Origin of the sequence: Salmonella sp. SJTUF15570 (assembly GCF_043357055.1) — a bacterium.
GTDB lineage: Bacteria > Pseudomonadota > Gammaproteobacteria > Enterobacterales > Enterobacteriaceae > Salmonella > Salmonella enterica.
On sequence record NZ_JBEUKJ010000011.1, the window covers coordinates 75459 to 87955 of the forward strand.

Genomic DNA, 12497 nt, shown 5'->3' on the forward strand with positions numbered 1-12497 from the left:
AAGACAGGAATGGTGAAAGAGCGTTACAGCAGCGGCGAATCGTGTCGCCGCCGCAGGGTTTTTACGGTTTTTCCGGCGGGAGAATCAGGTTCAGCACGATAGCCGTGATGCCGCCAGCGGCAATTCCGGATGAGAGCAGATTTTTCACCCATTCCGGCGCGAACTGCAGGATCTGCGGCTGTTGCGAGACGCCAAGACCCACGGCCAGCGACAGGGCGATAATCAGAATCGCGCGGCGGTTCAGCGGCTCACGCGAGACAATACGCACCCCGGAGGCGGCAATGGTGCCGAACATCACCAACGTGGCGCCGCCGAGCACCGGTTCCGGGATATGCTGCACAAAACCGCTTACCGCCGGGAACAGGCCGAGTACAATCAGCATCAGCGCGACGACAAATCCCACATAGCGACTGGCGACGCCGGTCAACTGAATGACGCCGTTGTTCTGACCGAAACAGGAATTCGGGAACGTATTAAATACCGCTGAAACAAATGAGTTCAGGCCGTTAGCCAGTACGCCGCCCTTTAGCCGTTTCATGTACAAGGGGCCGGATACCGGCTGCTCGGAGACATCAGAGGTGGCGGTGATGTCGCCGATGGTCTCCAGCGACGTAATCATAAAGACCAGCATCAACGGCAGTAACAGGTTCCAGTCAATGCCCAGACCATAATACAGCGGGGTCGGCACCATCAGGATGTCCTGTGAGACCGGCGCGTTATTCTCAGGCAACATGCCCATAAACCAGGCCAAAAGATAGCCAGCCGCCATGGCAATAACCAAAGAAGCCACGCGCAGGTAGGGATTACGCTGCCGATTCAGCAGGATAATAATGGCCAGGACGACGCCGGCCAGCAGCAGGTTTTTCGGTGCGCCAAAGGTGTTGTCGCTCATGGCGGCATAGCCGCCGCCGATGGAGGTTAGCCCCACCTGAATCAGCGACAGGCCAATAATCATCACCACGACGCCGGAGACTAACGGCGTGATAATCCGGCGCGCCAGATGTAGAATGCGAGAAAGCACCATCTCGGTGCAGCTTGCCAGCATCAGCGTGCCGAACAGCGCCGCCATCATCGTCGGGACGTCCGCGCCGCCGGTTTTCAGCGCGGTACCGCCCATAATCAGCGGGGCGACAAAGTTAAAACTGGTTCCCTGGATGGATAACAGCCCCGATCCTACCGGCCCCCACGCTTTGATTTGAATAATAGAGGCTACGCCGGAGGCGAACAGCGACATGCTGATAATGTGCTGCGTATCCTGCGCCGGTAAACCCAACGCCTGGCAGATTAACAGCGCTGGCGTGATTACCGCGACAAACATGGCCAGCAGATGCTGACAAGCGGCAAAAAGGGTTTGAGGGAGCGGCGGGCGATCTTCAAGACGGTAAATTAATTCGCTGTTTTGCGTCTGCGCAACCGGTTGCGCATCTGCCGGCTCGATGGCGTTAACGGACATCAGGGACATTCTCGTGGTGGAAAAGCGGTGATTTTATCTGACCAGATGGTAAAAGCAAACGATTGCGAGCGAATATTCTTAATATTTAAAAAAGATAAATGCACCTTTTTATATAACTTTTTGCCTTTTTCTGCTTAAAATCCATGCCGAAGACTCGCAAAGAGCTAAAAAACTGACTCAGGAAATGATTTGTGCGCACGTGTCACAGCGCACTACAGGAGCTTTAAATGTTTGAACTCGATACCTTATCGACCCTTGTCGCCGCCACGCTGGTGCTGCTACTGGGTCGCAAGCTGGTCCAGTCTGTCTCCTTACTGAAGAAATATACGATTCCGGAGCCGGTGGCAGGGGGGTTACTGGTCGCGGTTGCTCTGCTGGTACTGAAAAAAAGCGTCGGTTGGGAAGTCAACTTTGATATGACCCTGCGCGATCCGTTGATGCTGGCGTTTTTCGCGACGATCGGCCTTAACGCTAACCTTGCCAGCCTGCGCAAGGGGGGACGCGTTGTTGGCGTCTTCCTGGTCGTCGTGGTCGGATTACTGCTGATGCAGAATGCCATCGGTATCGGCATGGCGAGTCTGTTGGGGCTGGACCCGTTAATGGGGCTGATTGCCGGGTCAATTACGCTGTCCGGCGGACACGGTACCGGCGCGGCGTGGAGTAAACTGTTTGTCGAACGTTATGGTTTTGCCAATGCCACCGAAGTTGCAATGGCATGTGCAACCTTTGGCCTGGTGCTGGGCGGGTTGATTGGCGGCCCGGTAGCGCGTTATCTGGTGAAACACTCCACCACGCCGGATGGAATGCCTGACGATCAGGCCGTGCCGACAGCCTTTGAAAAGCCGGATGTGGGTCGTATGATCACCTCTCTGGTGCTAATCGAAACTATCGCCCTGATTGCTATCTGTCTGACCGTGGGCAAAATCGTAGCGCAGCTACTGGCGGGAACGGTGCTTGAACTGCCGGTCTTCGTTTGTGTGCTATTTGTTGGGGTGATCCTCAGCAATGGCCTGGCGTTGGTGGGTTTTTATCGCGTATTTGAGCGTGCTGTTTCGGTGCTGGGGAACGTGAGTTTGTCACTGTTCCTGGCAATGGCGCTGATGAGCCTGAAGCTGTGGGAACTGGCGTCGCTGGCGCTGCCGATGCTGGCGATTCTGGTGGTACAGACCATCTTCATGGCGCTGTACGCGATCTTCGTCACCTGGCGCATGATGGGGAAAAACTACGATGCGGCGGTGCTGGCGGCGGGTCACTGCGGTTTTGGCCTGGGCGCGACGCCGACCGCCATTGCTAATATGCAGGCGATTACCGACCGTTTTGGCCCCTCGCATATGGCGTTCCTGGTGGTGCCGATGGTCGGCGCGTTCTTTATCGATATCGTCAATGCGTTGGTGATCAAGCTGTACCTGCTGTTACCGATTTTCGCGCAATAATAGTTTGTACGGCGGCATTAAAGCCGCCGTGCTCACTAGGCGTTGGAATAACGTTCGGTTTCCGGCATCCAGCGCTCAATCAGCGCTTGTGCCTGCTGCGGATAACGTTCGTGAATATGACGGGCAATACGCTGAACTTCGGGGATCATGGCTTGATCGCGTAGCAAATCAGCTACTTTAAATTCGGCGTTACCCGTCTGGCGCGTGCCCAGTAATTCCCCCGGGCCGCGAATCTCTAAATCTTTTTGTGCAATCACAAAGCCGTCGTTGCTGTCGCGCAATACCTGTAAACGCTTCTGCGCCGTTTTCGACAGCGGCGATTTATAGAGCAGCACGCAGTGCGATGCGACCGCGCCACGGCCAACGCGCCCTCTGAGCTGGTGTAATTGCGCCAGGCCCAGTCGCTCCGGGTTTTCAATAATCATCAGGCTGGCGTTAGGAACATCGACCCCCACCTCAATCACCGTAGTGGCGACCAGCAGATGCAGTTCACCCTGCTTAAAGGCCTGCATCACCGCCTGTTTTTCGGCGGGCTTCATGCGGCCGTGTACCAGGCCGATATTCAACTCCGGTAACGCCAGCTTGAGCTCCTCCCAGGTGGCTTCCGCCGCCTGCGCTTCCAGCAGGTCAGATTCTTCAATCAGCGTACAGACCCAGTAGGCCTGACGGCCTTCGGTTGTGCAGGCGTTGCGCACACGATCAATGATTTCATGGCGACGGGTATCCGGAATCGCAACGGTAGTGACAGGGGTACGGCCCGGCGGTAGCTCGTCAATCACCGAGGTATCGAGATCGGCGTAGGCAGTCATCGCCAGGGTGCGCGGAATGGGCGTTGCGGTCATAATCAACTGATGCGGATGAAAGCCCTGTTGTTGGCCTTTTTCCCACAATGCCAGCCGCTGGTGGACGCCAAAGCGGTGCTGCTCATCGATAATGACCAGCGCCAGCCCGTTAAACTGCACCTGTTCCTGAAAGATAGCGTGGGTGCCGACAATCATCTGCACCTGACCGCTGGCAATAGCCTCTTGCTGCGCCTGACGCGCTTTACCTTTTTGCTTACCCGCCAGCCAACCCACTTCAACGCCCAACGGTTCGAACCAGTTGCGGAAATTATTTGCGTGCTGTTCAGCCAGCAATTCGGTCGGCGCCATCAGCGCCACCTGCTTACCATGAGCGATGGCGCGTAGCGCCGCCAGGGCGGCAACCAGCGTTTTCCCTGAACCGACGTCGCCCTGAACCAGACGCATCATCGGCACATCGAGCGCCATATCACGTTCGATCTCTGCTACCACCCGCGCCTGCGCGCTGGTGGGTTTAAACGGCAACGACGCCAGCAGCTTGTCTTTCAATATGTTGTTGGTACTTAGCGGCTGAGCGTGGTAGCGCTGCGCGCCTGCGCGAAGCGCCAGCATACTGAGATTATGCGCCAGTAGCTCTTCAAGAATAAGCCGCCGCTGCGCCGGGTGTTTGCCGGTTTCTAAATCGGCGAGCTGGAGCGTCGGCGGCGGGCGATGCAAGGTACGTAGCGCCTCCGGCAGGCTCATCATACCCTGCGCCAGTTCCGGCGGCAGTAGTTCGGCAATGGCGCAGGTGTCGAGCAACTCCAGCGCCTGATCGGTAAGCTTGCGCAGTGTCGCTTGCTTCACGCCCTCGGTGGTCGGATAGACGGGGGTGAGCGTTTCCTGAAGTTCCGGCGTGCTGAGATCGCCCTGCAGGCGATATTCCGGATGGATCATCTCTGCGCCATACTTGCCGCGCTTCGCTTCCCCGTAGGCCAGCACACGTCGTCCCGTCGCCAGGCTGTTTTTCATCGCCGCGTTAAAATTGAAAAAGCGCATGGTAAGAATGCCGGAACCGTCGCTAATCTGGCAGGTCATCATCCGACGACCACCGAAAGTGATATTGCAGTTCAGCACTTCGCCTTCAACGGTGGCGTAGATGCCAGGCAGCAGTTCGCCAATGGGGTAGAGATGGGTGCGGTCTTCGTAACGCAGAGGGAGGTGGAGCAGGAGGTCCTGCACGGTGTGCAGGCCAATTTTCGCCAGTTTACTGCTTTGCGCTGCGCCGACGCCTGTCAGGGAATTGAGCGGAACAGCGTCTAACAAGCGGCCTGACATGGTGATTACCCTGCCGCCTGCATCGTCGCCCACCAGTCAGCATCGGCGTCGATTTCGCCCTGCTGATTGACGCGAGGATAAGGCAGACCTTTACGTTTAGCGACTTTCGCCAGCACCGGATAACCACCCTCAAACAGCAGGCGCTGCTGTTCATCTTCCGGCAACATGCTATTTTCACGCAGATACATGCCCGCGTTCTGTCGCTGGCGCTGGGCTTCATAAAGAATGAGCGCGGAGGCGACGGAAACATTCAGCGACTGTACCATGCCGATCATAGGAATGATGATATCCCGATCCGCCAGGTCTAATGCTTCCTGAGTAATACCGGTTTTCTCCTGACCCATCAGAATACAGGTCGGGCGCGTGTAATCAATCTCGCGAAAGTCTACGGCCTTATCAGAAAGATGGGTTGCCAGAATCTGCATTCCCCGTCCTTTCAAATGGGCTACCGCATCGCCAATGGTACGGTGAGTTTTCACCTGTACCCAACTGTTGCTGCCCGCCGCCGCGGAAGCCATGGTGCGCATCCGGCTACCTGGCCAGATAGCATGGACTTCATGGACGCCAACGGCATCTGCGGTACGAATGATTGCAGAAACGTTATGAGGTTTGTGGACTTGCTCCATGCAGACCGTGAGATCAGGCTGACGCCTGGCGAGCATTTCGCATATACGCGCATAACGTTTTGGATTCATAGCGCTAGTTTCGGTTACGGGTGACTTTAATAACGTCTGGCATCACGCGGATTTTGCGCATGATATTCGCCAAATGTACGCGATCGCGTGCGGTAAGGCGAATAAAGGTACTATAGACGCGACCATCTTTCTCTTCAGTATTCAGGCTTTGAATATTGGAGGTGGTGGTATTAATCGCCGCCGTCAGGTTAGCCAGCGCGCCCTGATGGTTAAACATTTCCACCTTGATTTCGGTAATGAATTCCTGCTCCGTCTCTTTGTCCCATTCGACCGCCATAAATTTCTCTGGCTCTTTCTGGTATCCACGGATATTACGGCAGGATTCATGGTGGATCACCAGTCCTTTACCTGGGCTTACGTGAGCGATGATCGGGTCGCCTGGGATCGGACGACAACACTTCGCAAAGGTGATAAGCACGCCATCCGCGCCTTTAATCGGCAGGTGGCCGTGATTCGATTGCGCAACGGTCGGCACCACGGCTTCGCCTTGCTGCAGATTTTTCGCGACCACTACGCTCATCGCGTTGCCGAGACCGATCTCCGCCAGCAGATCGTCAAGCGTTGCCAGCTTCATACGATCCAGTTCGCGCTGAATATTTTCCTGCGGAATTTCCGCCAGCTTACGACTGCCGCCTAAAGCATGGTTAAGCAGACGACGGCCCAGGCTTACGGAGTCATCACGTTTGAGGTTTTTCAGCAACTGACGAATTTTAGCGCGCGCTTTAGAGCTGACGACAAAGTTCAGCCAGGCGGCGTTAGGACGTGCGCCCGGCGCGGTAATAATTTCGACGGTCTGACCGCTGCTAAGCGGCTGCGACAGCGGATAAGGCTGCCGGTCGACACGCGCGCCGACGCAGGCGTGGCCGATGTCGGTATGCACTGCATAGGCAAAATCCACCGGCGTAGCGCCAGCGGGCAGTTCGACAATGCGCCCTTCCGGGGTGAAAACGTAAATCTCATCCGGGAAGAGATCGGATTTTACGCTTTCGATAAATTCAAACGAACTACCGGCGCTCTGTTGTAGCTCCAGCAGGCTCTGCATCCAGCGCTGGGCGCGGATCTGCGCCGTGGTGCTGGTCTCACCGTGTTCTTTATACGCCCAGTGTGCCGCGACCCCCATTTCCGCCATCTGATCCATGTCTTCGGTACGGATCTGGACTTCAACAGGAACGCCGTGCGGGCCGATCATTGAGGTGTGCAAAGACTGATAGCCGTTCGCTTTCGGAATGGCAATATAGTCTTTCACCCGTCCCGGACGCGGCTTATAGAGACTGTGCATCTGGCCGAGTACGCGATAGCAGGTATCGGAGTCATGAACGATGACGCGGAAAGCGTAAATGTCCATGATCGAGTGAAAACGCTGCTCTTTGAGCACCATTTTGCAGTAGATCGAGTAAAGATGTTTTTCGCGACCGCTAACGCGACACGGAATTCCCGCCTCTTGCAAACGTCCTTCGATTTCAGAGAGGATTTTTTGGATCATCTCTTTACGGTTGCCGCGCGCCGCTTTTACCACTTCTTTAATGACGCGATAACGGTTGGGATACAGCGCTTCAAAACCCAGCTCTTCAAGCTCGGTCTTGATGTGATGGATACCTAAACGGTGTGCCAGCGGGCTGTAAATTTCGAGGGTTTCACGGGCGATGCGGCGACGTTTGTCCGGGCGTAACGAGCCCAGCGTGCGCATGTTATGGGTACGGTCAGCAAGCTTAATGAGGATGACGCGGATATCCTGCACCATCGCCATAATCATTTTGCGAAAGTTTTCGGCCTGCGCCTCTTTCTTATCGCGGAACTTGAGCTTATCAAGTTTCGACACCCCCTCTACCAGCTCGGCAACGCTTTTACCGAAAAGCTGTTCCATGTCCTGATAGGTGGCGGGGGTATCTTCAATCACGTCATGCAGCAGAGCGGCCATCAGCGTTTCGTAGTCGAGTTTCATCTCGGCCAGAATACAGGCCACCGCTACCGGGTGCGTGATATAGGGTTCACCGCTTGAACGTGTCTGGCCCTCGTGAGCGTCACGTGCAACGAGATACGCCTGCCGAAGACGCTTAATCTGGTCTTCCGGCAGGTAGGTTTGAATCAGTTGATTCAGGCTTTCAAACAGATACAAGGGCGACCCGCTTTGTGATTAACGACGACCTTCAGCAATAGCGGTAACGGCTTGTAATTCAGCGGCTTCCTGCTCTTGCTGTTCCTGGCGCTCGCGGACGTCGAGGATCTGGTTGTTAATCAGACCTTCTTCGATTTCGCGCAGCGCGATAACGGTAGTTTTATCGTTTTCTTCCGGTACCAGCGGATCCTTTCCGCCTACCTGCATCTGACGAGCGCGACGCGCGGCGACCAGTACCAGGTCAAAACGGTTACCAATTTTCTCTACAGCGTCCTGAACAGTTACGCGTGCCATACTTAAAATGCTCCACAGGTGAAGAAATGACTGGGCATGATACTGAAAGTGGGTTCAGTCTGCCAACAATTTGCTGATTAAAGCGTCATGACGCTGCTTTTGGCGGCTCATACGCAGACGTTCAGCGCGAATGATGGTTTTCAAGTCGCTTAACGCGGTATCAAAGTCGTCATTCACAATAAGATAATCATATTCGGCGTAATGGCTCATTTCTGCAACCGCTTGCGCCATTCGTTTGGCAATGACTTCTTCGCTATCTTGCCCGCGGCCGCGTAAACGGCGATCCAATTCGATCTTTGACGGCGGCAAAATAAAAATGCTGCGTGCTTGCGGCATCTTTTCGCGAATTTGCTGGGCGCCCTGCCAGTCGATATCGAGAAAAACATCAACGCCGGTTGCCAGCACTTGCTCAATGGTTTCGCGCGAAGTGCCGTAGTAATTGCCAAACACTTCCGCGTGCTCCAGAAACGCCTCCCTGCCAATCATGGTTTTAAACTCATCATGATTTACAAAGAAATAGTGCTCACCGTGCACTTCACCAGGACGCGGCGCGCGCGTGGTATGTGAAACGGAAACCTGAGTGTCATACAACGGTTGGGTTTTTAATAAAGCCTGAATCAGGCTGGATTTACCCGCGCCACTGGGGGCAGAAACAATATAAAGCGTACCTTGAGCCATGAGTATCTTACGTCTGTGATTATCGAAATAGAGCCTTGATACGGGCTTATTATACACATCGCCGTTATGCGACGTAGTCTTTGTCACACTTTTTGCGCCAGATTATTGCATTTTGCGTCCCTTTTTCCGCTTTTATCGCGTCGTTGCAGCAACCCACCAAAAAATCTGGAAAGCGGCTCGGATGATGCATTTTTACCTGTCGGTTTTTATTCACTAAAGCGCTATACCTGCCGGGCAATGTGCGCAGGAGGTCGTGATGAGATTATGGAAAAGTATGGCGTGGGGAATTTTATTGTGGCATTCGCAGAGTGGGGCGCTTTGCCCGGCCTGGCCGCCAGCAAGGGCCGCTGAAGAAATCGCCCGTTTACAGCAACAGCTCGCTGACTGGAATGACATCTACTGGAAACAAGGTGTTAGCGCGGTTGACGATAGTGTGTACGACCAACTCAGCGCAAGGCTGGTTCAGTGGCAACGCTGTGTTGGTCAGGATGTTTCATCTACTCCGGTTTCACCGCCGTTAAACGGTACAACAATGCATCCTGTTGCGCATACGGGCGTACGCAAACTCGCGGACCGACAGGCGGTAGAACAGTGGATGCGCGGGCGCAGCGAGCTTTGGGTACAGCCAAAAGTGGATGGCGTAGCGGTAACGCTGGTTTATCAAAACGGTAAACTGACCAGGGCTATTAGCCGGGGTAACGGACTACAAGGCGAGGACTGGACGCCAAAAATTCGCCTGATCCCCTCTATACCGCAGACAACACAAGGCGCGCTAGCTAACGCGGTGTTGCAGGGCGAAATCTTTCTACAGCGCGAGGGGCATATCCAGCAACGGATGGGCGGGATGAATGCGCGCTCGAAAGTCGCAGGAATGTTAATGCGCCAGGATAACGCCTCCGCGCTAAATTCGTTGGGTATTTTTATTTGGGCGTGGCCGGACGGTCCGGCAAATATGCCCGAAAGATTAAGCCAACTTGCTAAGGCTGGATTCAGTCTGACGAAGAAATATTCCTTGGTGGTAAAAGATGCCAGCGAGGTCGAGCGGGCGCGCCAGTCATGGCTGACGTCAGCGTTACCCTTTGTGACGGATGGCGTAGTGATACGCATGGCTAAAGAACCCGCGTCACAATACTGGCGACCCGGGCAGGGCGACTGGCTGGCAGCATGGAAATATCCGCCAGTAGCGCAGGTCGCGCAAGTGAGCGCTATTCAGTTCTCGGTGGGGAAAAGCGGCAAAATTACCGTAGTAGCGTCGCTTGTCCCCGTTATATTGGATGATAAGCGGGTTCAGCGGGTCAATATCGGCTCTGTGAAACGTTGGGAAGCGTGGGATATCGCGCCGGGCGATCAAATCCTGGTGAGTCTGGCCGGGCAAGGCATTCCCCGGCTTGATGAGGTCGTCTGGCGGAGTCGTGAGCGGAGTAAGCCTGTACCGCCTGATAGCCATTTCAACTCGCTGACCTGCTTTTACGCGTCGGCAACGTGTCAGGAGCAGTTTATCTCCAGGCTGGTATGGCTGGGGTCACGGTCGGCGTTGGGTCTGGACGGAATGGGCGAAGCCAGCTGGCGGGCCTTGCATCAGACGCATCGCTTTGAGCATATCTTCTCCTGGCTTGCCCTGACGTCAGCGCAAATAGCCAACACGCCAGGCTTTGCTAAAGGAAAAAGCGAGCAGATATGGCGGCAATTTAACCTGGCGCGCCGGCAGTCGTTTACCCGCTGGATCATGGCGATGGATATCCCCTTAACGCAGGCCGCATTACAAGCCAGTGGCGATCGTTCATGGGAGCAGTTATTAATGCGAACAGAGCAACACTGGCGGCAGTTACCAGTGACGGGCGAGCGTCGTGCCGGGAGAGTTATCGACTGGCGGGATAATCCGCAGATCAAAACGCTGAGCAGATGGCTGGCTGCTCAGCATATTCCCGGATTTGGGTCTTAGTGCCCTTCATGGCGGTAATAAAATACCGGCAGGCCAAGTTTAAGACGTAGCGCTAATAACCTTGCTGTAAAGCCAAACAGTAGTGTAGAGATAACGACGACATCCGGATTCATGACGTAATGTTGCAGCGCAATATAGAGCACCGCCGAGGCGAACGAAATGCCGGCATATAGCTCTTTTTGAAACACCAGTGGAATGCGTTTGCAGAACATATCGCGGAGCACGCCGCCAAAGACGCCGGTAGTGACGGCGGCTACCACGGCGATAATTGGCCCTTCGCCCATATCAAGGGCTATCTGAGCGCCAATAATAGAGAAAACCACCAACCCCAGCGCGTCAAGTACCAGGAAAAGCTTGCGTAAATAGGGCATGACGGGGGCAACAATGGTGGTCAATACAGCGGCAGTCGCCACAATAATGACATATTCGGGATGCTTCACCCAACCCAGCGGATAGTGACCGAGCAGAATGTCGCGAACCGAGCCTCCACCAATGGCGGTGGCGGTAGCAATAATAATTACGCCGAATGTATCCATGCGACGACGACCCGCAGCGAGTGCGCCCGTCATGGCCTCGGCAGTGATGCCAATTAAATAAAGAACGTGCAACAGCATGATTTCCCCCTAATTTACTGGGGGCGAAGATTAACGATTTGTGCGCTGTATCACGATTGAGATTTTCTAAGGCATTACACGATTAATAAATTTTAGTAATGATTTTAAATTTATGATTAATAATTATTTATTATAAATATCAATAAATTGAAAGCAATTTTTGTGGTTTATTGTATGCGAGGTTTTTCTGTTTTGACTTAGATAAATTACCTGAACGGCGCCCTGGACGCGCCGCCAGTGAGTCATTTCATTGTGGCTGCTGTGCGGTAAGTTGTGTGATGAAGCGCTGGCGCGAGCGTTCCACATACTGTTGCAAGCCATTGGAATCAAAGAATGCCTGTGTATCGCCGTTGCGAAGTTGCTGTCGTTTCTCCAGTAGCCCGAAGCGGTCACCTTTGTTGGCAATAAAGATATCAACATGCTGGGCGGCCAGTGTCTTAAAGCTACCCTGAATATCAGTAACCAGGTCAGGGTAATTTTTGTTGTTAATCAGCAGATAGTCGGGCGTGGCGAGACTATCTGCGTAAATTAGCGTCTTGCCGTTGCGAAGCGTTACGCGCCAGGAGGTTGAGCCGGGTAGATGTCCAGGCGTGAATAGTGCTGTCACGGTTATCCCTCCGAGGCTGATGCTTTCCTGGTTGTGGATAATTTTATCAGTGGTGACGGGCGGGAAGGGGAGCGCATCGCCAAGCGCAAAATCCTCTCGTCCACCCCTCGCCATCTGATCGGCGTTGGGTTGGCTGGCGACCAATTGTGCGCCGCTCCACGCTTTCAAACGTGCCATGCCCCCCGCTTGATCCAGCCGCGCATGGCTGTTCAATAGATAGCGTATGTCTGTGAGGCGGAATCCTGCCGCTTCAATATTCGCTTTAATTTGCGGTGCGCTTTCATCCAATCCCGCATCAATAAGAATATGCCCTGCCGGGGTGGTCAGCAGAATAGAAGAGAGATTTTCCGTGCCGACATACCACACGCCTTCAGTGATTTGAAACGGCTTCATAGGCTTAGCCCACGCTTTAAACAGTGATAACGGAGGCGCGGGTGATAACGGTTGTGAAGGATCTAATGCCGCCATGGCAGGAAGTGCTGATGTTGAAAATATACATACAAAGAATAATGCATAGCGATTCATAATGTTCTCCTGATTGAAGCGCC

At 54.3% G+C, this 12497-nt stretch carries 10 protein-coding genes; 2 read left to right on the top strand and 8 right to left on the bottom strand.

The features are described from left to right. Positions 1-61: 61 nt before the first annotated feature. Positions 62-1453, bottom strand: coding sequence for a xanthine/proton symporter XanP (gene xanP, locus ABVN44_RS19475; protein WP_000115428.1), 1392 nt, complete (start codon positions 1451-1453; stop codon positions 62-64). 227 nt (positions 1454-1680) lie between these two features. Here xanP and gltS point away from each other — a divergent pair, with 227 nt between their 5' ends. Further along, positions 1681-2886, top strand: a complete 1206-nt coding sequence (gltS, locus tag ABVN44_RS19480; protein ID WP_000462249.1) for a sodium/glutamate symporter — start codon at positions 1681-1683, stop codon at positions 2884-2886. Between the two features lie 35 nt (positions 2887-2921). Here the strand turns inward: gltS and recG are convergent, their stop codons facing one another. Genes recG through gmk form a run of 5 tightly spaced genes read right to left on the bottom strand, consistent with a single transcriptional unit; the run spans position 2922 to position 8786 of the window. Continuing rightward, positions 2922-5003 (bottom strand): ATP-dependent DNA helicase RecG, encoded by a 2082-nt coding sequence (gene recG / locus ABVN44_RS19485; protein WP_000016748.1) that lies wholly within the window; start codon positions 5001-5003, stop codon positions 2922-2924. 5 nt (positions 5004-5008) lie between these two features. Further along, positions 5009-5698: a tRNA (guanosine(18)-2'-O)-methyltransferase TrmH gene (trmH, locus tag ABVN44_RS19490; protein WP_001068436.1), complete on the bottom strand. Its 690-nt coding sequence runs from the start codon at positions 5696-5698 to the stop codon at positions 5009-5011. Between the two features lie 4 nt (positions 5699-5702). Beyond that, complete coding sequence (spoT, locus tag ABVN44_RS19495) at positions 5703-7814, bottom strand: bifunctional GTP diphosphokinase/guanosine-3',5'-bis pyrophosphate 3'-pyrophosphohydrolase (protein WP_000280481.1); 2112 nt, start codon at positions 7812-7814, stop codon at positions 5703-5705. 18 nt (positions 7815-7832) lie between these two features. After that, positions 7833-8108: a DNA-directed RNA polymerase subunit omega gene (gene rpoZ / locus ABVN44_RS19500; protein ID WP_000135058.1), complete on the bottom strand. Its 276-nt coding sequence runs from the start codon at positions 8106-8108 to the stop codon at positions 7833-7835. A 54-nt stretch (positions 8109-8162) separates the two neighbouring features. Then, a complete protein-coding gene (gmk, locus tag ABVN44_RS19505) occupies positions 8163-8786 on the bottom strand; it encodes a guanylate kinase (protein ID WP_000046966.1) in 624 nt (207 codons plus the stop codon). A 256-nt stretch (positions 8787-9042) separates the two neighbouring features. Between gmk and ligB the strand changes: the two genes are divergently transcribed. Next, entirely contained in the window at positions 9043-10728 is a 1686-nt protein-coding gene (gene ligB / locus ABVN44_RS19510) for an NAD-dependent DNA ligase LigB (protein WP_023231683.1), read from the top strand. Here ligB and ABVN44_RS19515 read toward each other — a convergent pair. Together ABVN44_RS19515 and ABVN44_RS19520 are read right to left on the bottom strand one after the other, a co-directional pair. Continuing rightward, positions 10725-11342, bottom strand: a complete 618-nt coding sequence (locus tag ABVN44_RS19515) for a trimeric intracellular cation channel family protein (protein WP_000924334.1) — start codon at positions 11340-11342, stop codon at positions 10725-10727. The two genes, ligB and ABVN44_RS19515, sit on opposite strands and share 4 nt — an antisense overlap. A 247-nt stretch (positions 11343-11589) precedes the next feature. Continuing rightward, positions 11590-12474 (bottom strand): HARLDQ motif MBL-fold protein, encoded by an 885-nt coding sequence (locus ABVN44_RS19520; protein WP_023231684.1) that lies wholly within the window; start codon positions 12472-12474, stop codon positions 11590-11592. Positions 12475-12497 lie beyond the last annotated feature (23 nt).